Origin of the sequence: Colwellia sp. Bg11-28 (genome assembly GCF_002836245.1) — a bacterium.
Classification (GTDB): domain Bacteria; phylum Pseudomonadota; class Gammaproteobacteria; order Enterobacterales; family Alteromonadaceae; genus Colwellia; species Colwellia psychrerythraea_A.
Map to the genome: position 1 here is coordinate 440,587 of NZ_PJBA01000001.1, position 24,459 is coordinate 465,045.

The 24,459-nt window shown below is 38.3% G+C and carries 22 protein-coding genes; 11 read left to right on the forward strand and 11 right to left on the reverse strand.

The genetic code is table 11. The annotated features are described in order from the left end of the window. Positions 1-30: 30 nt before the first annotated feature. Positions 31-576: a GNAT family N-acetyltransferase gene (locus CXF79_RS01800; RefSeq protein WP_101153668.1), complete on the forward strand. Its 546-nt coding sequence runs from the start codon at positions 31-33 to the stop codon at positions 574-576. Between the two features lie 59 nt (positions 577-635). Here CXF79_RS01800 and CXF79_RS01805 read toward each other — a convergent pair whose 3' ends face one another. Further along, complete coding sequence (locus CXF79_RS01805; RefSeq protein ID WP_101153669.1) at positions 636-854, reverse strand: helix-turn-helix domain-containing protein; 219 nt, start codon at positions 852-854, stop codon at positions 636-638. 609 nt (positions 855-1,463) lie between these two features. On the opposite strand from CXF79_RS01805, the gene CXF79_RS01810 reads away from it, so the two are divergent. Then, a complete protein-coding gene (locus tag CXF79_RS01810) occupies positions 1,464-3,359 on the forward strand; it encodes a propionyl-CoA synthetase (protein ID WP_101153670.1) in 1,896 nt (631 codons plus the stop codon). Between the two features lie 140 nt (positions 3,360-3,499). Here CXF79_RS01810 and CXF79_RS01815 read toward each other — a convergent pair whose 3' ends face one another. Continuing rightward, positions 3,500-4,348 (reverse strand): pseudouridine synthase, encoded by an 849-nt coding sequence (locus CXF79_RS01815; protein WP_232769051.1) that lies wholly within the window; start codon positions 4,346-4,348, stop codon positions 3,500-3,502. Positions 4,349-4,844: 496 nt separating this feature from the next. Between CXF79_RS01815 and CXF79_RS01825 the strand changes: the two genes are divergently transcribed. Continuing rightward, a complete protein-coding gene (locus CXF79_RS01825) occupies positions 4,845-5,555 on the forward strand; it encodes a glycerophosphodiester phosphodiesterase (protein WP_011041758.1) in 711 nt (236 codons plus the stop codon). Positions 5,556-5,610: 55 nt separating this feature from the next. Here CXF79_RS01825 and CXF79_RS01830 read toward each other — a convergent pair whose 3' ends face one another. The 4 genes from CXF79_RS01830 to hutI all read right to left on the reverse strand — a co-directional run bounded on the left by CXF79_RS01830 (position 5,611) and on the right by hutI (position 11,790). Further along, positions 5,611-6,897, reverse strand: coding sequence for a hypothetical protein (locus CXF79_RS01830; RefSeq protein WP_101153672.1), 1,287 nt, complete (start codon positions 6,895-6,897; stop codon positions 5,611-5,613). Further along, positions 6,894-9,242, reverse strand: a complete 2,349-nt coding sequence (locus tag CXF79_RS01835) for a bifunctional diguanylate cyclase/phosphodiesterase (RefSeq protein WP_101153673.1) — start codon at positions 9,240-9,242, stop codon at positions 6,894-6,896. Before CXF79_RS01835 ends, CXF79_RS01830 begins: the two co-directional genes overlap by 4 nt. A gap of 25 nt (positions 9,243-9,267) precedes the next feature. Continuing rightward, the gene (locus tag CXF79_RS01840) at positions 9,268-9,975 is read right to left on the reverse strand and encodes a hypothetical protein (RefSeq protein WP_157825825.1); all 708 of its coding nucleotides are present in this window, start codon (positions 9,973-9,975) and stop codon (positions 9,268-9,270) included. 558 nt (positions 9,976-10,533) lie between these two features. Continuing rightward, entirely contained in the window at positions 10,534-11,790 is a 1,257-nt protein-coding gene (gene hutI / locus CXF79_RS01845) for an imidazolonepropionase (RefSeq protein WP_101153675.1), read from the reverse strand. 213 nt (positions 11,791-12,003) lie between these two features. On the opposite strand from hutI, the gene hutC reads away from it, so the two are divergent. From hutC to hutH, 3 genes are all read left to right on the forward strand, one after another. Then, positions 12,004-12,741: a histidine utilization repressor gene (hutC, locus tag CXF79_RS01850; protein ID WP_011041753.1), complete on the forward strand. Its 738-nt coding sequence runs from the start codon at positions 12,004-12,006 to the stop codon at positions 12,739-12,741. A gap of 139 nt (positions 12,742-12,880) precedes the next feature. Beyond that, the gene (hutU, locus tag CXF79_RS01855) at positions 12,881-14,575 is read left to right on the forward strand and encodes a urocanate hydratase (RefSeq protein ID WP_101153676.1); all 1,695 of its coding nucleotides are present in this window, start codon (positions 12,881-12,883) and stop codon (positions 14,573-14,575) included. A gap of 164 nt (positions 14,576-14,739) precedes the next feature. Beyond that, entirely contained in the window at positions 14,740-16,284 is a 1,545-nt protein-coding gene (gene hutH, locus CXF79_RS01860; protein WP_011041751.1) for a histidine ammonia-lyase, read from the forward strand. Positions 16,285-16,745: 461 nt separating this feature from the next. Here the strand turns inward: hutH and CXF79_RS01870 are convergent, their stop codons facing one another. The 4 genes from CXF79_RS01870 to CXF79_RS01890 all read right to left on the reverse strand — a co-directional run bounded on the left by CXF79_RS01870 (position 16,746) and on the right by CXF79_RS01890 (position 20,393). After that, positions 16,746-17,678, reverse strand: coding sequence for a tRNA-dihydrouridine synthase (locus CXF79_RS01870; RefSeq protein ID WP_101153677.1), 933 nt, complete (start codon positions 17,676-17,678; stop codon positions 16,746-16,748). Between the two features lie 347 nt (positions 17,679-18,025). Further along, positions 18,026-18,940, reverse strand: coding sequence for an SDR family oxidoreductase (locus tag CXF79_RS01880; RefSeq protein WP_011041747.1), 915 nt, complete (start codon positions 18,938-18,940; stop codon positions 18,026-18,028). A 27-nt stretch (positions 18,941-18,967) separates the two neighbouring features. Continuing rightward, positions 18,968-19,465 (reverse strand): nuclear transport factor 2 family protein, encoded by a 498-nt coding sequence (locus CXF79_RS01885; protein ID WP_011041746.1) that lies wholly within the window; start codon positions 19,463-19,465, stop codon positions 18,968-18,970. Between the two features lie 31 nt (positions 19,466-19,496). Next, positions 19,497-20,393 carry a bifunctional GNAT family N-acetyltransferase/hotdog fold thioesterase gene (locus CXF79_RS01890; protein WP_101153678.1) on the reverse strand — a complete coding sequence of 299 codons (897 nt, stop codon included), beginning with the start codon at positions 20,391-20,393 and terminating at the stop codon, positions 19,497-19,499. A gap of 56 nt (positions 20,394-20,449) precedes the next feature. Between CXF79_RS01890 and CXF79_RS01895 the strand changes: the two genes are divergently transcribed. Further along, complete coding sequence (locus CXF79_RS01895; protein WP_011041744.1) at positions 20,450-21,211, forward strand: hypothetical protein; 762 nt, start codon at positions 20,450-20,452, stop codon at positions 21,209-21,211. A gap of 220 nt (positions 21,212-21,431) precedes the next feature. Here the strand turns inward: CXF79_RS01895 and CXF79_RS01900 are convergent, their stop codons facing one another. Further along, entirely contained in the window at positions 21,432-22,436 is a 1,005-nt protein-coding gene (locus tag CXF79_RS01900) for a phage integrase (RefSeq protein WP_101153679.1), read from the reverse strand. Between the two features lie 457 nt (positions 22,437-22,893). On the opposite strand from CXF79_RS01900, the gene CXF79_RS01905 reads away from it, so the two are divergent. The 4 genes from CXF79_RS01905 (at position 22,894) to CXF79_RS01920 (ending at position 24,438) form a co-directional block, all read left to right on the forward strand. Next, the gene (locus CXF79_RS01905; protein WP_101153680.1) at positions 22,894-23,256 is read left to right on the forward strand and encodes a hypothetical protein; all 363 of its coding nucleotides are present in this window, start codon (positions 22,894-22,896) and stop codon (positions 23,254-23,256) included. Positions 23,257-23,393: 137 nt separating this feature from the next. Beyond that, positions 23,394-23,579 carry a hypothetical protein gene (locus tag CXF79_RS01910; protein ID WP_101153681.1) on the forward strand — a complete coding sequence of 62 codons (186 nt, stop codon included), beginning with the start codon at positions 23,394-23,396 and terminating at the stop codon, positions 23,577-23,579. Positions 23,580-23,689: 110 nt separating this feature from the next. Continuing rightward, on the forward strand, positions 23,690-24,100 hold the full coding sequence (locus CXF79_RS01915) for a hypothetical protein (RefSeq protein ID WP_101153682.1): 411 nt from the start codon (positions 23,690-23,692) through the stop codon (positions 24,098-24,100). Positions 24,101-24,189: 89 nt separating this feature from the next. Then, the gene (locus CXF79_RS01920) at positions 24,190-24,438 is read left to right on the forward strand and encodes a hypothetical protein (RefSeq protein ID WP_101153683.1); all 249 of its coding nucleotides are present in this window, start codon (positions 24,190-24,192) and stop codon (positions 24,436-24,438) included. Positions 24,439-24,459 lie beyond the last annotated feature (21 nt).

A 24,459-nucleotide genomic window follows, 5' to 3' on the forward strand; every position in this document is an offset into this window, starting at 1 on the left:
CACTTATCTCCTTCTTTTAATAGGAATTTTATGCACATCAAAAATAGTGAACGACTAAAGTTTAGATTAATGGATTCTAAAGATGCCCAAGAATTATGGGAGATAGATCAAGATCCAACAGTGATGAAGTTTCTTAATGGCGGTAACCCCACCAGCATAGAGCAGGTTAACAGCGTATTTATTCCAAGAATGAACAAATACCGGAATAGCGAATTAGGCTGGGGAATTTGGCAAGTATCAAATAAAGTAACTGATGAGTATTTAGGTTGGGTATTGATCCGTCCGATGTCATTTTTTACTGAGTCACCCAATACTAAGGATTTAGAGTTAGGTTGGCGATTTTTCCAAAGTACTTGGGGAAAAGGTTACGCTACAGAAGCGGCAATAGCGATAAGAGATGCTGTAGTTGCCAATACCGATGTTACTCATGTTTCTGCACTAGCCGTAGCTGACAATCTAGCTTCGGTTGGCGTGATGAAAAAAATGGGCATGCACTTTGTCAGAGCTTATTTACATGAAGATCCCATTGGTGATTTTGATGCCGTCCATTATCAAATGTCAGTGAGAAATAAGTAAGCTAAGCTCAAATGATGTGAGTGTCTTTTACTAAGAGCGACTAAGAAAGAGTAGTATTCCTACTCTTCAACCTTGTCTACCTCATAGGTTAAAATATCTCCCGGCTGACAATCTAGCACTTTACACAATTTATTTAGCGTATCAAAACGAATAGCACGCGCTTTATCATTTTTTAAGATTGATAAATTCTGCGCGGTAACCCCTACCCTCTCTGCCAACGTTTTTAATTTCATTTTACGTTTTGCAAGCATGATATCTAACGTGATAATTATAGCCATAATGACACCATCAACCTCTGTTTATGATCAAAATGGATAGCTTGCTTAAAACTATCCGACGTAATAAATAACAAATCAATAAAAGATATATACCCGTTACGAGTAAAAGTTAATAAACTTTAGAGCAGCAATAAAGACACTGATATCACTGGCACAACTCAATACCATGCATATCACTGAAAAGAGCAAATTATTGTCGTGATAACCACACTCTGCTACTAGATAATGCAAAAAACTGCGGCTAAGATTACTACTAACAGAATGAATAAAAGCAGGATATAGCATAAAACAGTCGCTGTATTAACGCTATGTCTTCTTCTACCTTTTATGCTTTAAGATGACAAATTGTCGACATACGCATCTAAAACAATATTATAACTGATTAGCATTATTTTATTTTAAAAGTATTTAAAACAATTTAACCACAAACAAAAGCGAATGATATAAAGCTATTTCTTATCGATAAACATTAAATAACAATCAAATAACAATAAACAATAAATTAAGTAAATCACCCTATTTATTTGGGTATTAGCCTAAGGTCTAATTGGTTAATTTTGTCGACAGTTTTAATGTATGTATATCCGAGTTATCTACAAGGCCAATATAATGAAACACATTGAACAACAAGAATTAGCAATCAATTCACCCGAGAGTTACTGGAAAGAGCAGTCTGAACTAGTTGCTTGGTACAAAAAACCTCAAACGATATTGTCGACAAACACTGATTCTTGGCATGATTGGTTTGCCGATGGCGAATTGAACTCTTGCTATCTTGCGTTGGATTATCATGTTGAACAAGGCCGAGGTGCTCAAACGGCACTGATATATGACTCGCCGGTTACCGGAAAAAAACAAAAATTTAGTTATCTTGAACTGACCAGTCTAGTGGCAAAATTTGCTGATGTACTCAGATCACAGGATGTTACTAAAGGCGATCGTGTATTAATTTATATGCCAATGATCCCACAAGCCGCTATAGCAATGCTGGCATGTGCTCGATTAGGTGCAATTCATTCCGTCGTTTTTGGTGGTTTTGCTGCCAATGAACTTGCAGTACGTATCAATGATGCAGAGCCAAAAGTTATTGTTGGTGCTAGCTGTGGTGTTGAAATAGCCAAAGTTATTCCTTATAAACCATTAATTGATCAAGCTATCGAAATCGCTAATCATAAGCCAAAAAATTGCATCATTTACCAAAGAGAAGAAGTTCAAGCACAGTTAGTACCGAACAGAGATCTTGACTGGCAGGAACAAATGGATGTTGCTGTTGAAATTCCTCCTGTACCCGTTAAAAGCACCGACCCACTCTATATTTTGTATACCTCAGGTACCACAGGCAAACCAAAAGGTGTGGTAAGAGATAATGGCGGTCATGCTGTCGCAATGCTTTATAGCATGAAAAACATCTATGGCATGCAAAAAGGAGATACCTTCTGGGCTGCCTCGGACGTTGGTTGGGTTGTTGGTCATTCTTACATTATTTACGGTACTTTAATGGCAGGTTGTACCACTATTGTTTATGAAGGAAAGCCGATTAGAACACCTGATGCTGGTGCTTTTTGGCGTGTTTGTGCTGAGTATAAAGTTAACGCTTTATTTTCAGCACCTACCGCTTTTCGTGCTATCGGAAAAGAAGATCCAGAAGGTGACTTATTAAAAGATTACGACCTCTCATCATTGAAACGTTTATTCCTCGCAGGAGAACGTTTAGATCCAGCAACCTATCATTGGCTTAAAGAAAAAACACAACTACCAGTAATAGATCATTGGTGGCAAACAGAAACAGGTTGGGCAATTGCCAGCACGCCATTAGATGACGGCTCTGGCAATATAGTAGCAACAAAAGCTGGCTCTGCTGGTTTTCCAATCGCAGGATTTGATGTACAAATTCTTGATGGCGATGGTCAGCAAGTCCCTGCTGGACAGCAAGGTAGTGTCGCCATAAAGCTACCACTTCCTCCTGGCTGTTTAGCCACTATATATCGCGATTCTGAGCGTTTAGTATCAGGGTATTTATCAAATCATCCTGGCTATTATACGTCGGGAGACGGTGGCTATATTGATGAAGAAGGTTATCTTTTCATCATGGGTCGCATTGATGATGTTATCAATGTTGCTGGGCATCGTTTATCAACCGGTGAGATGGAAGAGGTTTTATCGGGTCATCCAGCGGTAGCAGAATGTGCTGTTGTCGGCATTCACGATGCACTAAAAGGGCAAGTACCTCTTGGGTTAGTCGTCATAAAAAATGGTATTACCACCAGTGATGAAGATCTCATTAGCGAATTAAAACAAAGCATTCGTAATGATATTGGCGCAATAGCATCATTGAAAAAACTACTGATCATTGATAGATTGCCAAAAACGCGTTCTGGCAAAATTTTACGTAAAACCCTTAGACAAATGATTGATGGGCAAGAAATTGAAATACCTTCAACCATAGAAGATAGCCAAGTAATAACTGAACTTTCAGGTGCTCTAGTGGGCATCAACAAAGACTAGTTATTGACGTTATACGCATAAGCAAGTGTTTACTTAGTGATAACTTGTTTATGCGAAATGGTAATAAAAAAGAAACTTACATAGTCACACTATGTAAGTTTTTTTGTAATAATCAGTAAGAAGCGTTTAATTGAACTGATTTAGTCTTTTGTTTTATGGCTGTTATAAGGCCAAACATCTTTTTCATCTTCCTCTTTACTAGAAGATGTTTCTGCAGCTGTATTTGGCTCAGTTTTCGATTCACTTTTATTATCTGCATTATTTAATGAGGCCGATAGCTCTTCAAGGTCATTCATGCTTGAAGTCGTCTGTTTAGGCTGAGCTGTATTAATAGCCGTTTTACTAGAGCCTTCAACCGCTTGGTTAATTTCGGCCATTTCAGTTATCGTTAATTCTCGCCATTGCCCCGGTGTTAAATCCCCTAACTCAACTTTCATAATACGTGAGCGTTTTAATTTTAAAACCTCATAATCGAGATATTCACACATACGGCGAATTTGACGATTAAGACCTTGAGTAAGGATAATGGTAAACTCAAAACGGCTTTTAACTTGCACGATACAAGGTTTGGTAATAGTCCCTAAAATAGGTACGCCACGAGACATTCTCTCGATGAAGCGTTCACTAATAGGTTTATCAACGGTGACAATATATTCTTTGTCGTGAGCATTTTCCGCGCGTAAAATTTTATTAACAATATCGCCATCACTGGTGAGAAATATCAAACCTTCCGATGGTTTATCTAATCGACCGATCGGAAAAATACGTTTTTTATGACCGATGGCATCAATAATATTTCCGCGCACATGTTTTTCAGTGGTACAGGTAATACCAATAGGTTTGTTATAAGCGATATAAATACGATCCGATTTGTCATCACTAATTGGAGCAATATCGTATCCATCTACTTTAACGACATCGCCCGCCAACACTTTAGTACCAAGCTCTGGCACTTTATCATTGATGGTTACCCGATTGGCTTCTATCATTTTATCGGCACTACGGCGCGAACAAAAACCAGAATCACTAATGTATTTATTTAAACGTTTTGGGGGAGTCGAAGTGGTCAATTTGTCGCTGCTCATTTTATTTTAGTACAATCTCGTTACTCGGTATTATACTTAAAACCAACACTAATGTATTAATCATATTTAATTCATACCAAGTCCATTAGGTTATTTCTCACTCAGCGAGAATTAAAAGGCTTAGAGGCAAAGCATTGATTGAAGAGAATGGTTATTCAGGAGAATATGCTCCTGCTTTCTCTAAGAAGCTACATCCATGTAGCGTCCTTCTCAAAATCAATAACGATGTATGTAAACCTTTACCTTTTATTAGGTACTCGCCCTTGGGAGCTTGTCAGAAAAGCAATAACTTCACAAATTTGTTAGATATAGAATGACTATACCAGCACAAATTTTATTTGTTCTGGCTTCTCTGACATAGCTCTGAGTTGGGAATAAATTTAATGGAATAGGTATAACTATGTTAATTTTTGCACACAGAGGCGCTAGCGGAGTTGCACCAGAAAACACGCTACGATCCATTCGTACAGCATTAGAAGCTGAAGTAGATGGTATTGAAATAGATATTCATGAAGTTGACGGTAAATTATTTGTTATTCATGACCGATGGCTGCACAGAACCACATCAGGCCAGGGGCAAATTTTTAACTATGATTATCAGTATTTACGCAGCTTAGATGCAGGTGACGGTGAAGTTATTCCAACCTTAGACGAAGTATTAAAGTTGATTGCCGGAAAATGCACTATCAATATTGAATTAAAAGCAGTGAGAAATTTAACGTTATTATTTTCCTGTATTGATGACGCTATCAAGACAACTGAGCTATTGAGTAATGATGTTTTATTTTCATCTTTTAATCACAGGTTATTACATGCCATACAGCAACAGCGAAGTGATTTTGCTATCGGCGCTCTTACGGCATGTTACCCGTTAGACTATGCAAAATTTGCCGAACAACTAAATGCTTATTCTGTTCACCTTGATGTCGACTTCATTAGTGAGCATTTTGTCGCTGATGCTCACAAACGCGGCTTAAAAGTATTTGTCTATACGGTCGATGAATTAGAAGATATCAATGCCATGAAACATTTAGGTGTCGATGGTATATTTTCTAATTACCCAACAAAAGCCAAAAGCCATATTGCCCATTTAAACGGTATTGCCAAATAAGCACGATGTTATTGGGTATTTAAACCATTTAAATGTGTGAGGTACTCATCTAAACTTAGAAAAAATAACGGGCAGCTAATTGAAATTGTTTTTCGATTAGGTCAACCGGCTCAGCAGTATAGTATCGAGCAGGCCTGTGGCTATCAATAATGGTAAACTCTGCTGATAAAAACCATGGCTTACTCAAACGATAACTGTGATTTAATGTCAGGGCTTGACCTTGTTCATTATTATTATCGCCCCAAGTATCATCATTATCTGTCACCGAAAAATCTTCAACTCGCAAAGTACTTTTATGCTTTCTATTCGCAACAATGGCTTGCCAATTATAATGTAGCGCGACAAAGGCACTGGCATAGTCATTGTTGACTACATCCACCTGACTTTCGCTTTGCATCAAGGTATCACCTGATAGATACTGCGCAGTTAACGATAAGTTTTTACTAAAACGCCAACGAGCACCTAAGTGATAAAAGCGTGTTCGCCAACCGTACTGTCCATCAATGACTTTATAAGGGGTTGCTCTGTTATCATAATAACCCGCAGATATTTCACCCTTTCCTCTTAGTTTCCATTCTCCTCGTACGTGGAATCCTACACGGTGGTCTAGCTCGAAAAAAGGGTCAGATTTATCTGCTTGCCCTGCTAATGCCTGCCCGTCAGCACGAGCTGGAAACCATGGAAAAGCACGTTGCTCTGTCCAAAGCGTTTGTCTGTTACTTATTGTCCAACCATGCCAAGCTAATAAAGCGCCTGCGGGATCATTATTGATAAAGGCCGTCGCTGAAAGTGATAGATCATATTTATTATTGTTCATTCGCCCTAAACGAGTCACTTTAAACTCTGAGCCCAATACTCGAATTTCTTCACCAAGCCAGGTATTTATTGTTGATGAATCTAAGGTGTCTTTACTTGCCCAAGCGTAAGCATTATTTTCAAGGGAGATTTCTGGATAGAAGATACCCACTTTAGTTTGAAAGCGATAACCTGAGCTAGTGGGTAGTGAGCGATATTTTAGATAGGCTTCAGTAAATCCTAAAACAGTGCTTTCACCATCACCGCTAGCTTTAGGATAAGCATTAACGACGCCATGGGCACTGAGACCATTTTCCCAAGATACCGATAAATCTGCGCCAATCTGCGCCACTGAGAAATGTAGACCATCACCTAAGCCAAGCTTACCTTGTCCGCTAGTAAGGTAACCTTTATCCAAAGAGTCAATGTAACTAACTCTAAAGTCTACAATGCCATGCGCAGTATATTCAGCCGCTCGAGCCATGTGTAATGGAAAATAGAATAATAAAACCAAAAACTGGCAAAGCATTATGCCTGTTTTAATCAAACCTTTTCCTCAACATCTTGAATAGTTAACTGTGCTAACAGCCATGGAGTTAACTCAACTGCCGGTTTTGGTTTACTGATATAATAACCCTGCGCAAGTTCACAGCCATGAGCTGCTAACCAATTTAACGCAAATTCATCTTCTATTCCCTCAGCAACCACGTGCAGTCCCATATTATGAGCAAGTTCAATTGTGGAGCGCACTATAATTTGATCATCTTCATCATGTTCAAGGTGTTGAATAAATGATTTATCTATTTTTAATTCATGTACTGGCAATTGTTTCAATTGTGCTAATGATGAATAACCCGTGCCGTAATCATCGATCGATATTTTCATACCGTAATCTTTAAATTCTGCCAATAATTTAATTGCCGCCTCAGGGTCTTCTACTACAGAGCTCTCGGTCACTTCCAGCGTAATTTTTTCTGCAGGTACCTTGGCCGCCATAATTGACTGACAGATAAAGTGATGAAAATCGTTCTCTTTTAAATTTTCTGCAGAAACATTTATCGCTATATTCAAATCAATACCCTGTTCTTGCCAAGCATTATATTGGTCCAATGCGGTAATAAATACCCAACGTGTTAACGCCTTAATTTGACCTGTTTGTTCTGCAATGTGAATAAAATTATCAGGAGGCACCATGCCTAATGTAGGGTGCTGCCAGCGAACTAATGCTTCGGCGTGAGTTACCGTTTTAGTTTTTAAACACATTTTAGGTTGAAAGTGTAATTCCAACTCACCTGCCGGAATAGCTTGTTTCAAATCGTTAATCAAACTTAAACGCTCAACCGTATTAACATCAAGATCAGGATGGTATATTTGTACTAACTTCCTCTTCTCTCTTGTACTGTTTAGCGCCGTATCTGCCATTTGTAATAATGATTTATCATCAACAGCATGCTCAGGATACGCTGCTACGCCAATCCTAACTTGCAGCTGTAAGCTAATGCCCTGATAATCAAATATTGGTTCAAGCTCAGCTCTTAGCTGATAAATAGCTTCATCGACCTTCAAATGTTCTACCAATAAAATAAATTCATCTGCTCCTAAATGTGCCAAGGCGTTAAAACTATTCATTTGACAAAGATTATGTAAACGACTTGCAAGTTCTTTAATAACTTCATCACCTACATCATGACCCAATGTATCGTTAACATCTTTCAAACGACTAAGATTTAAATGTAAAACTAGAAAATTTTTCTGTTGTTCTATGAGTTTTTTTAGGGTTTTATTGAGTTTGTTTCGGTTGGGTAAATCCGTTAATGGATCATGATCTGCACGATGAGTAATCGCTTCTTCACGCTGTAATACCGCAGCTTGCATTTGATTAAATTCGTCTGCAAGTTGCCCTATTTCATTGTTATCTTTTAACGTAACTTTTTGCTGATAATCTCCGCTAGCGATTACTTTAGCTTGAGCAACCAAGCGTTTAATCGGCTTACTAATAGAGCCCGCAATAAAATAAGCACTAGTAAGTGACAACAATAGGGTTAACGCTGCTAGGAATAAAAACTTCCACCACTGTTCTTGCAATAAGGCGACAAAATTAGCTCGTAAACCATGCATGGCAACACCGAATTCTTGGTCATCAAATTCGGTGATTAATGAGTGAGTAGCGATATATTGATCGGGGGCTTTATTTTCAATAACCTGCACCGCCAACTCTAGTAACTTATCGTAACTTTCATTGTTTTCACTACTCTGGACAACTGAAATCAACTGCCACGCACCTTCATTTTTGATAATAAAATCGGTATTTAAACCAGTAATATTTTTAAATTCATCCGCTAATCGCTCATCTATTTCAAAACCAAAAGCGATCCATCCTAACGTTTTAGCACCCACAGTAACTGGCGATAAACTCAATTGATAAAGTGCATCATCAATCATATATAAATGCGCTGCTTGACCGGTTTCAAGCCATTCACTGAAACGAAAGGCACTGTTTCGTTCAGCGCCTTGTCGAATTTTACCTTTACCGTTTACAAAATGACGTTGTAATTGTCCATTGATGATCCCTGCTGAAGAGATGGTCATGGCCAAATCAGCATCAATACGTTTTCTATGATTATTTAACGCAAATAATAAACTGCGAGTATCCTCATTAAAGACTTCTTTTAAACCATAATCTTTCGCTACTGTTTCAGCAAAAGTAGATAAATAGGTCAGTCTGCGATCAAATAACTCAGTAAAAATGGTTTTTGCTGTCGTTAAACGGTTATTAATTTCTGCCGCTTCTTGATTTTTCTTTTCGCTATATAGGGTCCAAAAAGCAATGGCTTGAACCATTAATAACAGTATGACAAACAATAAAAATATTTTATTTTGTAAACTCTTCATTCATTAACTTCTTATTTTTTTTATACTAATAATCGGAAAGAAAATCAAAATCATCATCACTTTTTTGGACAGGAATATCATCCATATTTTTCTGTAAAGTCAAAGTAATGATGTCACCGGCTGAAAGATCCTTTTCTATAATCATTCGATTATTCTCTGCTCGCATTTGAGGGTGCCATACCACAACGCGATATTTTCCTAATTCACTTAGCGTAAAACTAGCGAGCCCTTGTTCATCCGTTTTAGCAAAATAAGGCGTGTCTACGACTAAAAGGTAACCACTCATCCAATCGTGAATATTACAGCCCATAGCAATTTCAGCAGCGTGATTGAATTGTGCTGTTGAGTCAGTTTTACCTGCACGTATTTTAAAGGAGAATTTGTTTTCACTATCGGCTGAGTAAATATGGTGAGTAATATCATCTTTATTTACAAAGTTGACCGCAGAGGTACTTTGACTAACGCTTATATAGGGAATAAAGGATTTACTATGCTGACTAATTTCAACTGTTTTACTCCGTTGTGGTAAAACTTGATCCATTAACGGCTCAATATACACCACCATATTTTGCAAAGGGTTGTTCTTTACATTCTTAACTTGTACTTGAACACAAGTTGTATTTTCTTTTGGACAAGCTTCCACCGACCAAGAGGCCAACGAGATAAAAAACAATGAAGAAATATAGACACAATAAGGTAAAAGCGCAGAGCGCAAAAGAAAAGGATGGCTCACCATCTACTCCTATCAAATTTCACTTGAGCGTGCAGTGTATACCAGTTTTGTCTTGGTGGAAAATCGTTGCCTTAATGCTCGCTAATTTTAACTGAACTGTCATATATATTGAGGTATTTCAAGGGCTGCACACTTTTCACGCTATTTTTTAGTATACTCAGCGAAGAAAAGTCAGGCTAACACCAACCTGGTTATTAACCTGATTTCGTCATGAGTACTGCATTACAATACTTATACCTGCTCTACTTGAAGATGCTCGTTTCAGGAAGTCTGAGCGATTCATAATCAAGGCCCATTTTTTTATTACGGGTTATTCCCTTAAAAAGAAATGTAACGCAGAACATTATTTGCTCAGCCTTCCCCAAGGGCGGGTTTAGAAACGCTTTATGCTGCGTTATTGATTTCGACAAGGACGCTACTGGATGCAGCTTATTAGAGAATGCAGGAGCATATTCTCCTGAGTAACCATTCTCTTCAATCAATGCCTTGCTTAAAGGCGTTTCTAATTCCAGCTGAATCCTGCATCTTCAAGTGGAACGGGTATATAACTTAGCGCTCTTACGCACTCTCATTCCTCAATACTTGCTGTCCATTTTGAATTAAACGACTCAATGGATTTACCCCAAACTGATAACAAAGCTCTGCCGGTTGATTAATATTCCATAACGCAATATCAGCATCATAACCAACTGCCATCTGCCCTTTGCTTTCACTTAATCCTAAGGCTTTAGCGCCATAACAGGTGATACCTGCCAATGCTTCAGACGGTGTTAATCTAAACAAGGTGCAGGCCATATTAAGCATTAGGTGGATATTATGAATAGGGGAAGTGCCAGGGTTTGCATCCGTAGCGACTGCCATAGGTACTTGATGTTTACGAAGCAGTTCTATCGGTGGTAATTGGGTTTCACGTAGGAAGTAAAAAGCTCCGGGTAATAATACGGCAGTCATGCCCGATTTTTTCATCGCTTTAATACCCGCTTCATCTAGGAACTCAATATGATCAGAGGACAAAGCATTATAATTAGCTGCCAATTCAGAAGCACCTAAGTTAGATAATTGCTCAGCATGAACTTTAATAGGTAAGTTATGGGATTGCGCGGCATCAAAAACACGTTTGGTTTGTGCAAGGCTAAACCCTATGCCTTCACAAAATACGTCAACGGCATCAGCTAAGTTTTCACTCACCACTTGTGGCAACATTTCTTCGCAAACAACATCAAGGTAACCTTCGGCATTATCTTTGTATTCTATCGGTAAAGCGTGCGCCCCCAGAAAAGTACGTTTAATTGTAACAGGCAGTTCATCAGCTAATAAGCCCGCTACTTTTAGCATTTTGATTTCGTTTATCGTATCTAAGCCATAACCTGACTTAATTTCAACCGTAGTAACACCTTGCTGATGTAAAGCGGTTAAACGCGGTAAAGCGCTGGCAAGTAACTCTTGTTCACTTGCCTTTCGCGTCGCGGTAACTGTTGAGACAATCCCGCCGCCCGCATTAGCAATTTCTTGGTAGCTTTTACCTTGTAAACGCATTTCAAATTCATTGGCACGGTTGCCGCCGTACACTAGGTGTGTATGACAATCGATTAAACCAGGTGTTAACCATTGTCCCTTGCAATCGATAACTTCAATATCTTCATCTGTTACCGAAAAGTGCTCAGGTAAATCACTTTCTTTACCTAACCAAGCAATTTTACCTGCGCTAATTGCTAATGCACCTTGAGATATTTCACCGTAACTTTCACTGCCATCAGTCATAGTCGCCAGATTTACATTGATATAAAGAGTTTGCCAGTGCTTAAAGAGTGTCATGCCGCGACCTTATGGAGAAAGTGATGAAAGCGAAAATGATAAGCCAGTCTTCATAGATATAAAAACTTGAAAATAATCTCAGCTGATAGAAAAACTTTTACTTTTAAATTTTAACTTGAAATTATGCCGATCGCAACTTGTATATACAACTCTTGCCTTTTTATTAAATATGTGAGATCGTATAAATAAGTTCAAACAAAGCCAAAACTAATCATGACTATCAATGCTAGTAACAGCGCAACAAAAAAAGATAAGCCTGCCAAGTATACTATGATCAAGCAATATATTTGTGAACATATTGAGTCAGGTGAATGGCCGCAAAATGCAAAAGTACCTTCTGAAAACGAGCTTACACAGCAATTTGATGTAAGCCGCATGACGGCAAGACGTGCTCTACAAGAACTAACTGAGCAAGGTATTTTAGTACGTTCTCAAGGTGCTGGCACTTTTGTCGCAACGTTTAAGTCACAATCATCCTTGCTAGAAATTCGCAATATTAGTGATGAAATTAGTGATCGTGGTCATCAACATAAAGCTAAGCAATTATTATTAAATTCTACTGCCGTTACTGATGAAATAGCTATTTTACTCAACTTGAAAAATAACGAAGATGTTTTTTATTCTGAGATATTACATTATGAGAATGATGATGCGATTCAATTAGAACAACGTTTTGTCAATGTCAGTTTAGTGCCTGATTATTTATTACAAAACTTCACACAAATCACCCCACATGAATATCTTTCATCGGTTGCTCCCTTAACTGAAGCAACCCACGAAATAGAAGCCATTCTCGCAAGTGATGAAATTTGCCAACAATTAGACATACAATCAACTACGCCTTGTTTACAAGTTAAACGCCGTACTTGGTCGAAACAAGGTGTCGTTAGTGTCGCAATTTTGACATCACCTGGTGATAAATACCGTTTAGGCAGCCACCTTAAATTTTAAGCATGTTTGCTTACTTGCTCTTAGTATTATCGAGTAAGTAATACCGCGAATTTTATTTTTACAACTATAGTTTACATACTCTTTTTTATTGCACTTATACGTCTTTAAATGCTGAGTATTTGTACCATGAGGAAAAACGATGACAACTAACATAGACCCACGCTTAGACACTTCACGCGTAATTCGCGCTGACCGCGGTACTGAAATCACCGCAAAAAGTTGGTTAACTGAAGCCGCTAAACGTATGTTAATGAACAACTTAGATCCTGAAGTTGCTGAACATCCACAATCGTTAGTGGTATATGGCGGCATAGGTCGTGCAGCACGTAACTGGGAATGTTACGACAAAATTATTGAAGTGTTAAACCGCCTTGAAAATGATGAAACCTTAATGGTGCAATCAGGTAAACCTGTTGGCGTATTTAAAACTCACGAAAATGCACCGCGCGTATTAATTGCTAACTCTAACCTAGTACCTAATTGGGCTAATTGGGAGCATTTTAACGAGTTAGATAAAAAAGGCCTGATGATGTACGGCCAAATGACTGCAGGCTCTTGGATTTATATTGGCTCACAAGGTATTGTTCAAGGCACTTACGAAACATTTGTTGCTATGGCAAACCAACACTTTGGTGGCAGCGCTAAAGGCAAGTGGGTACTTACTGGTGGTTTAGGCGGCATGGGTGGAGCTCAACCACTAGCAGCAACCATGGCTGGTTTCTCAGCATTAGTGGTTGAATGTGATGAGACTCGTATCGATTTCCGTATTAATACTCGCTACGTTGATAAGAAAGCAAAAACATTAGATGAAGCATTAGCAATCATCTTTGAAGCAAATGAAAAAGGAGAAGCGATTTCGGTAGGTCTTTTAGGCAATGCTGCTGACGTTTTCCCTGAGTTAGTTAAGCGTGGTATCACCCCTGATGTAGTCACTGACCAAACGTCTGCACATGATCCATTAAATGGTTACTTGCCACAAGGCTGGACCATGGAACATGCCGCACAAATGCGCTTGAAAGATGAAGCAGCTGTAGTTAAAGCGGCTAAGCAATCTATGGCGGTACAAGTTCAAGCCATGCTTGATCTACAGAAAATGGGTGCTGCTACTACCGATTATGGTAATAACATCCGTCAAATGGCATTGGAAGAAGGTGTAACAAACGCTTTTGATTTCCCTGGTTTTGTTCCCGCTTATGTTCGTCCATTATTCTGTGAAGGTATTGGACCGTTTCGTTGGGTTGCACTATCTGGCGATCCAGAAGATATCTACAAAACAGATGCTAAAGTAAAAGAACTTATCCCTGATAACCCACATTTGCATAACTGGTTAGACATGGCGCGTGAGCGTATTGCTTTTCAAGGTTTACCTGCACGTATTTGTTGGGTTGGTTTGAAAGACAGAGCACGTTTAGCGTTGGCGTTTAACGAAATGGTTAAAACCGGTGAGCTTTCAGCGCCAGTCGTTATCGGTCGTGATCATTTAGATTCAGGCTCTGTTGCTTCACCAAATCGTGAAACTGAAAGCATGTTAGATGGCTCTGATGCCGTTTCGGATTGGCCATTACTCAACGCTTTATTATCAACTTCGGGTGGCGCCACATGGGTTAGCATACACCATGGCGGTGGTGTTGGAATGGGCTTTAGTCAACACTCTGGTGTGGTTATTGTTGCTGACGGTACTGATGATGCAGCTAAACGTATTGGTCGTGTATTATGGAATGATCCTGCAACGGGTGTTATGCGCCATGCAGACGCCGGCTACGATCTCGCTGTAGATTGTGCCAAAGAGCAAGGTCTCGACTTACCCATGATAAATGGTGCAAACGGTAAGTAGTAACAAATTTCAGCTACGCAATAAAACTAAGTAATGTGATCCTCGAAGCATCTTATCGAGGATCCAGCTTCAAGTGAGTAGATTCCCATTAATCCATGAAGGGAATGACTAACTTAAGGTTATTAACATAGAACACTATATAGATAAAAATTGAGAAAATTATAATGAACCATATTACTGAACTAAAAATTATTCCAGGGCAGTTAACGCTAGCTCAATTACGCGACGTAAACCGTTTTGACGGTATCAAATACAGCTTAGATGAAAGTGCTTTTTCTGAGATTAATAAAAGTGCTAACGCAGTACAGCAAGTGATTAAAGATAATCGTGTTGTTTACGGTATTAACACAGGTTTTGGCTTATTAGCCAGCACACGCATTAAAAATGAAGAGCTAGAATTATTGCAACGCTCTATTGTTCTTTCACACTCAGCAGGTTTTGGTGAGTACATGGAAGACTCAACAGTGCGTTTGATGATGGTACTTAAAATAAACTCACTTTCACGTGGTTTTTCAGGTATTCGTTTACAAGTTATTCAAGCATTAATTACCTTATTAAATGCTGAAGTATACCCATGTGTACCAAAGAAAGGTTCTGTAGGCGCTTCTGGTGATTTAGCACCACTTTCTCACATGGTTTTACCTTTATTAGGTGAAGGCGAAATGTCTTACCAAGATCAAGTGATTCCAGCCGCTGAAGGATTAAAAATTGCAGGTCTTGAGGTAGTAACCCTAGCAGCAAAAGAAGGTTTAGCGTTATTAAACGGCACACAAGCTTCTACAGCGTTTTCTTTAGAAGGTTTATTCCATGCTGAAGACTTATACGCTGCAGGTACGGTAATTGGTTCTATTTCTGTAGAAGCCGCTATGGGCTCTCGTGCCCCGTTTGATCATCGTGTACATTTTGTCCGTGGTCAAAAAGGTCAAATTGATGCGGCACGTGCTTATCGTGAAGTATTAACTGATAGCTCTGAAATTGCTGAGGCACACGTTGATTGTGAAAAAGTACAAGACCCTTATTCACTTCGTTGTCAGCCTCAAGTAATGGGTGCTTGTTTAACACAAATTCGTCAAGCGGCAGAAGTATTGCACGTTGAAGCGAATGGCGTAACAGATAACCCGTTAGTTTTCGCTAACGAAGGTGACTTTATCTCTGCCGGTAACTTCCATGCTGAGCCTGTTGCTATGGCCGCTGATAATTTAGCCTTAGCTATTGCTGAGATTGGTTCATTATCTGAACGTCGCATGGCGTTATTAATTGACTCAAGCTTAAGTAAACTACCACCATTTTTAGTTGATAACGGTGGTGTTAACTCTGGCTTTATGATCGCGCAAGTTACTTCTGCAGCATTAGCTTCAGAGAATAAGTCACTTGCTCATCCCGCTTCAGTTGATAGTTTACCAACCTCTGCTAATCAAGAAGATCACGTATCTATGGCATGTTTTGCTGGTCGTCGTTTAGCAGACATGAGCGAGAATACTAATGGCGTTCTTGCCGTTGAGTACTTAGCCGCAGTGCAAGGTTTAGACTTTAGAGCTCCGCTTAAGGGCTCGCCTCTTATTGAAAAAGCAAAAGCTAAATTACGTGAAACAGTTTCTTTCTACGATAAAGACAGATACTTTGCACCTGATATTGTTGAAGCATCAGAAATTATCTCTGATGGTTACTTGAATCAATATATGCCAGAAGGTTTATTACCTAGCTTTTAAGATGTCCAATCAACAATTAGCTTATTGAGCATTAGAATAAAAAACGAAAAAAGGTAGCTTAATAGCTACCTTTTTTATTGCTTTGATAGAAAGGATTTAACCGACTAAATATATAGCCAAACCTTGCTACTCAATAATACACCGTCATACCCGAAGTCTCTGATCGGGTATCCAGTTTTAAATATCTTATACCCGTTCCACTTGAAGATGCATTATTCAGCTGGCATTAGAAACGCCTTTAGGCAAGGCATTGATTGAAGAGAATAGTTATTCTATTGTCGAAATCAATAACGCAGTATAAAGCGTTTCTAAACCAGCCCCTTGGGGGAAGGTTGAGCAAATTATACTCTGCGTTACATTTCTTTTTAAAGGAATGCTTAATAAAAAATGCGCCTTGATTATGAATCGCTCAAACTTCCTGAAACGAGCATCTTCAAGTGGAGCGGGTATATATTCAAGAATTACAATGCCGCTCTAATACCTTCTGCTGTTTTTAATCTTCTAATTTCGTCAAACAAGACATCGGCTTCTTGATAATGATTTTTTAAATATTTAAGCCACTGCTTGATACGATTACAGTAATACTTGCTCTTGTCACCGTGAGTTTCAAATTCTGTATAGGCCGATAATATAGCCCGAACTTCTAACCACGGCATATTATCGCTTTCTTGTTTAATGACCTGTCCTAAATTAGGAATAGTTAGTGCGCCACGGCCAACCATAAGATCGGTACAGCCAGAAATTTCTCGACACTTAATTGCATCTTCTAAATTCCAAATCTCACCATTGGCGATAACGGGAATATTAATTGCGTTTTTTACTTTAGCAATCCAGTGCCAATGAGCAGGTGGTTTGTAACCTTCTAATTTAGTACGGGCATGTATAGTAAGTTCATTGGCACCAGCAGCCTCAACCGCTTGACCATTTTCTATGGCGAGAGTCTTATCTTCATAACCCAAACGAATTTTAGCACTAACAATGGTATCGCTAGGTACAGCTTCTTTAACGGCTTTTATTATTTGATAAAGATTTTCGGGATTTTTTAATAAAATAGAGCCGCCCCGACTTTTATTAACCGTTTTAGAGGGGCAGCCAAAGTTTAAATCGATACCACTTGAACCAAGCTCAATAACTTTAGCGGCATTTTCAGCCATATATTCAGGGTATTGTCCCAATAACTGTACACGAACAGGTGTTCCCGCTTTAGTGCAGCTACCGTAAACATCAGCATCAATTAACTCCGGGCAGTATCGATGAAAAACACGATCTGGAAGAACTTGATCAACCACACGAATAAACTCAGTGACGCAGAGGTCATAACTGCCTACTTGCGTCAGTAAATCACGCATTCTGTAATCCAGCACGCCTTCCATAGGCGCCAGTACAACTCGCATTAGTATGAAGAGTCCTTTGTAGAATACAGTGGTTTTTCGGTTTTATTTATCCGAAAACGAGTACTGATATTAATGAGTAAAAATAAAAAGCTAACGTTAAAGAAGCGACGATAAGGTGAATAAATAACGTGAATAGTTGTAAATTTTCTTGCCAGAAGAAGATTGGCCCAGCATACGTTACATAACAAAGATCCAAAATAGTGACATGACCCCAGACAACAAGAAATAGTAATTTAGCTTGATGACGAATTATAAATTTTGTTGGGAATAGATTCAAAAGTTGGCTCTTCAATAAGTATCGGCGCTAGTATATCAAAAGCGCTGATACCCTGTATAAGAATAATGGACTACACTGCTAACTCAAGCCAAGCAAGTAAATCGTCATAAACAAATTCATAAGCTAACTCTGCCTGAGTTTTCTTGCCCGATACTACCTTGGGCGCATTATCTTCTGATAGTTCGATCTCTTCAAACGTAGGCGTTGGTAATTGTAAAGCACTTGCTGCAGCTTGGTAATATTGCTTTTTTGTGACTTTAGTTGAACTCACACCATTAAAAATGCCTCCGCAGTTAGCACTTTGTAATAATGTCTGAATGAGACCAACGGCATCTTGCTGATGAATTAAGTTAACAATTGCTTGGGGGCTTTTTAGCATATGACCATTTAGCAAAAACTTGCCAGGATGACGCTTTGGTCCCACTAAACCAGATAACCTGAGCACATAAGCTTTCTTATTGCCTACTTCAGCATTTAACGCATTTAAGCGAGACTCATTTCGGCCAGGGTGATTAAAGCTTAATACCGCTTGCTCAGCTTGATTTAATACCGAAACTTTATCAGCCGACATATCTAAAATGCTGTTTTCCTCAACGTCTCCTGATAAGCCGTTATATATCGCACTGCTGCTCAGTAAAATAATCTGTTCGACACAGTTGCCGACTTTAGCTGACTCAACTAGCTGTTGTACTTTATCCGCATAATCAACACGACCCTGCCTAAATTGTGGCGTAATGGCGATAACTAAACATTGCTGCTTAAAAATGGGGTGGGTATTTAACTGTGCTTGTTCTGCTGGTAAAGATAATACTTCAGCTTCTATACCTTGGCTTTTCAATTGTTCGATATTATCTATATTGCTTCGCGTCGCAAGGACTGCTATATCCTGATTTTTCAGCTGATAGGCTAATGCGCTACCCAACCAACCACAGCCAATGATACCTACAGAGGAGATTTTATCATTATTCACTACTTTATTAGTCATTGCGTTACTCGTTTTATATTAGTGATACTACTTGCTCTGCTCAAACATTTTGATTTGTTTAACGAGGGCTTTAGCTAAACCATTAGGCATAGGGATTGATAAGTTATACTGGGATATTTTCCAGCCTCCGTCAGTTTTTATTAATATACCTGAGCCACGACAAGTGCCATAACTTTCGCTAAAGAGTAACTCATCAAAAAAGGCTACCTGCCCTTGTTTAACTAAGCTGATATTTCGCTCAGTGGGAGTATAGAGCCAGCCTTTGCCTTTAGAAAAATATGGCACCACAAAAGCCTTAAACTCTTCTTTGCTCCAGCGCTCGCTCGCATCGGTACCAAGAAAAATGGCATCTTGGCTAAGTAGGTTAAAATAAGGCGTAGCCTGTGCGTCTGCTGCCGCCTGATGAAAGCTATTTAAGACCTTAGTTATACTTTGTTCATCATTCACAGCAAGCACTGCAAAACTACATAATTGAGCAGTTAGTCCAAAAACTAACGCAACGACTAACAGACTAAACTTTCTCATGGTTTCTCACTTTTTAAAGTTCTGGCTTAAGTTATGGTGTAGGCACTAATACCGCATAACTTCCGGTAAAGGTAGCCGCAATATCTTCACCACTATAAAGGTGAGCCGTTAAATTAATACGTGCATTTTTTCCTCGGGTTAATCGAGTAAAGTCACCTGAGACCGATTCAGCAGAAACTTTTGCATAACCAATGCCTGCTATCGGTGCATGATATTTAATATCCGCCTTAGCTAAGACAATATCGCCTTTCAATTGCTGCTGCTGCAACTGTAAATACACCCAGCCCCAACCAGATAAAGTGGCCAAGGTATAAATACTGCCGGCAAACATAGTGTTATGTAAGTTTTTATTAAAATCACCATCACAATGAGTAATAAGCTCTTTACCATCAAAATAACTAATTTTAATATTCATCGCTTTACTGAGCGGAATAGTCTTATGCCAAACCTCTTGCAGTGCTGTTGACACTTGTTCTTGGTGATCATGTGCATGAGCTAAGGCTTTATTCATCACAAAGTGTTTAATTTCATCAAACAACAGGTGTGAAAAACCTTGTAAGCTATAACCAAGTTTTTGGTAAAACCCTACAGCATCTTCTCGCGCATTCAACGTAATCTCAGTAATACCTAACTTTTGTGCTTGGTGTTCAAGCGCTTCAATTATTTTCTGACCGAGTCCCTGCCCTTGTGCTTCAGCACTTACCGCCATAAAACGAATTTGGCCAGAAAACTGATCAGATTTTTCTAGTCGCCCAACTGCGATCACTCTATCATTTTCATCAAGGATCATACGATGTATAGATTCTTGCTCTAAGCTATCACGCTCACTGCCTAAGGCTTGTTCCCATGGCTGACGTAATATTTGCCAACGTAATTGGTAATATTGTTCAAACTCTAAAGCTGTTTTTGGTGACCTGCAGACATTCATTGACTATCCTTACGCTTATTCAATGCGTTATAATAATTAAATTTAGGAATTGGCTTATGCAGTTAGCGAAACACTTAGCCCAAGGGAGGTTAGTGTATTTAAGCCAACAACAAGATGCAATAACGGTGAGTGAAAATGACTCTTATCGTTGGATGGCATTTAGTGATGTAGTGCAAAGTGTTATGCACAAACGTAAACCTTGGCAATTAACCTTACCACATCAGATCGCTCTGCTATTACCACTGCTATTTTTTAAACCAACCCGCATCATTGAACTAGGATTAGGCGGCGGAAACCTCACTCGGTTTTTACAGCATTTATCGCCAGATATAATGTTAACCACTGTTGAACACAGTCAGGAGGTTATCAACAGCTTTACTCAATACTTCAACCCTGAACAAGCTGAACTTGATATTGTCTGTGCGGATGGCATGACCTGGTTAGCACAGCAGAACGCTAGCGATATGGATTGGATTATTTGTGATGTTTACCAGTCTCAAGAGTTTGGTTTTGATTGCATTGTAAATCAACTTGAGGTGTTAACAGGTAAGTTAGATTCACAATCAAGTTTATCAATTAATTTACCTGATATTAGTGATAGCGATATTAATTTATGCTTAACGATATTACAGCAGTTACAACCAAGTCATCATATTACGTATTTTGATATTCCTAATTATCTTAATATTGTTATCCATCTAACACCTAAGCACTGGCAACTTCACCGGCTGATAAAGCGAAATAAACAGAGTTACCTTGCTTCAAATACTATGCAGCGTTGGCGTAAATTCTGGCCTCATGGCAAACAGCTCAATTAGAGACTGTTGACACTTTATCTTCATCAATGACTTCTTCTCTTACCTAACATATAAATGTTAGAACAAAGCTTACTGATTTTCAGGCAATAAAAAAGGATGCCGAAGCAACCTTAAGCATACTTACCACAAGGGGCGTTCATAGCTACTATGCGGCCTCTGCGTTACTGCTCGTTATTGATTGTTATTGTTTGTTAGTACTATGGGGTATTTTTTGGGTATTTTATTTACTTATTGGATTTAGAATAACAGCATCGTGTAAATGTGTTTTACAAAAGTGTGCATACTTCATGGTTTCTTCGATTCTAGCATGTCCGAGTATTTCTTTTAGTACCAGAATATTCCCGCCATTCATCATAAAATGACTAGCAAATGTATGCCTTAAAGCATGTGTCGCTTGCCCTTTGGGGAGTGTTATACCTGTCTTAGCTAATGACGTTCTAAATGTTTTCATGCTGTCACTAAACAACCTACCCTCTTTTTCGGGTATTTCATTTTTGAGCTCGTCTGATATGGGTATTATTCTTGTCTTTCCATTTTTGGTTTTAATGAATGTAATGAAATTATCTCTTAGGTTTCTGCTTAGTAGCTTTTCAGCTTCTCCCCACCTTGCACCTGTTGATAAACATATTTTTGAAATGTAATAAGCATCAATATTATCTGAGTTTTTTAGCTCATTTAATAAGGTCATCATTTCGTTCTTTGAAAAGAATCCCATTTCAGGCGCTGAATACTTTAAGTTTTTAAGCCCGTTTAGTGGGTTTGTTTTTAATTCCCCAAGCCTTATCAGCTCATTAAATACGCCTTTAATTTTATTTTGGTCTTCATTTACAGTTTTAGCGCATACTTTCTCTAATCTTATAGCTCTGTATGCTACCCATACTTTAGGCGTTAACTTTCTAGCAATAGGATCATTAAGTCCTTTACACATATTTTTTAACTTTTGAAGTAGCGCTTTTTCTTCAATTAAATTTTTGCCATGTAACTTATGCCATAAATCAATAATTGTGCTTAACTTTCGATTATCGTCTGTATCAGGTTGCCATTCTTTTAAACCATTATTTTCTGAAATTAAATGGTTCATAAACCGCCTTGTTTCACCAAGTGTTAAGAAGCTTTTTTTGTATCGTTTACCGTTGTGGCCATTAGGTCTAAAGTCAATTTGATAAGGCTTACTCTCTGAATCGGTTTTCCAAATTCCATCTTGTACTTTTTTAATTTTCTTCATGGTTAAATCCTACATCCTTTTAAATATTTTACTCCATATTATAAAATATTTAAGACCTTTTTGGGATCTTCATAAATAATGAGAAAGGCGTTACGCGATGAGAAATTTTAACACTAGTAAATATTGGTGCTAATGTTCCCTTGGTGCGCTAAGCGGAAGTTAGCTTCAAAATATTTGCGATATATTTTCTAATGAATTGACTCTGTCATATTACTGAGAAGTCTCAGTAATAAATCCAAATCAACCTTTCTAAATCCTAACTGATTGATATTATTTGAAATAGCCTTTAATTTTATGTTGGATATTACTGAGACTTCTCAGTAACATCCAAGACCTAACAAAAATAAAATATTTTTAGTTTATAAGGTACTGAAAATATGGGATATTAATACGAATTAAATTAAAGTTATGGGACGGACATTACTGAGAAGTCTCCATAATAAGCTGTTAGGTATACATGGAATTTCTGCATAAATTTGCATGTTTTGATTGTCATCTGGCTTTCAAAAAGCGCGCTACTGAAAAGTCTGATACGGGAACTGCGTGGCAAGCAGAGTCTGAAATTACGCATAAATGTCCTACGTGTAATCGTAAAATGGCATTTTTAGGTCGTAATTTTCGTGCGCCTAAAAAATCGGATAAAAATAAGTGGCAAGCAGCTCAATTACTTTGGGAAGCTGGTTTTAGGTATTGTGGCAGTGGATATCATCAAGATCCTGCATTGCCTGAAAACAAACCTCAAGTTGCCGAGTTTATTAAAAACAATTTAAATCATACGCAAAAAGTTGCAAAATCAAGCTCTTGGGTAAAGTATACCTAACAAGGCATTAAAGCAGGAAAATTTACAGTTGGCTGTTTTCACTGCGTTCAACATTTTAGCCAACTATAAATTTCCTCTTAATGAGGCGTTATGTGTTTAGGATTATTCACAGTAAATTCATGGATGAGGAGTCCAAAGTGAGATTTAATAATAAGCTCAATCGAGCACAACTTGGCGCTTTAACCATCTGTTTAGGTGCTTCACTTGGTATGTCATTTCTCGTTGGGAGTTCATCGCCTTTCATAGGGTTAATGCTTGGTACAATTACCATAGGTGTTTATGTCATGATTGTTTCTGGAAAGTGGAGTGTTAAAAACACATAACAAGGGTTTTCAAGTCGGACAAAAAACAGTTGGTTTTTGCTCCTTCGTCGCCATTTTAACCAACTATTTTATTGCCGCTTAAAACGGCGTTATGTGCACAAGGAGTTCTATTGAACATTAGGCATTTCTCTTTATACATTATTATATTAATGTGTTCTGCTTGTACAACATCAGGGCAACTTTACTATGTTGATACGGAAGGTAGCGAAAAACTTGGCTGTGAATACGAGTTTGTTGGCGCACCAAGTGTTGATAAATATGCAATTGAGTATGCTCTTAGTTTATGCGCTAAAAGTATTGTTAAAAATGGTGGTGTAATCAAAGAAGAATATTTGTTAAAAATAGATACTTCTATTCCATTACCAGCTTGTGGCAAAACTTGGACTCATGATTTAGCCAAGCAACAGTTCAACTCTGATCAAATATCTAAAAAAGAATATGGTTATATTGTAGCTAACATTGATATGGGTTTTGCAGCAATCAATGAATGTGCACATAACAAGCAAATCAACAAGGACTAAAAACAGCGGGCTGTTCGCTTCGCTCCATTTTAGCCCACTATTTTTAGCCTGTTATTAGGGCGTTATGTTTACCATGGAATCAAATAGGTTTGAGAACTAAGCATTCACCTGAAACTCTAAAAACACTAGCAACCTCTGCATTTGATGGTTGTGCCTGGGAGCTCGCCGTTGCATTTATCAGTGGTGTGTTTTCATTAGTTAGTTATCATTCAGGTTTTGGTATTCTATTTTTTCCTATGTTTGCGGTATTCTGTTTATCTATCTTTAGTATCCTTTTAAATGTATTTTATGTAATTAAAGCGGAAATTATCGAACGCATATTAAAAAAGCAAACATAACAAGCAGTTAAAGCGGGACTA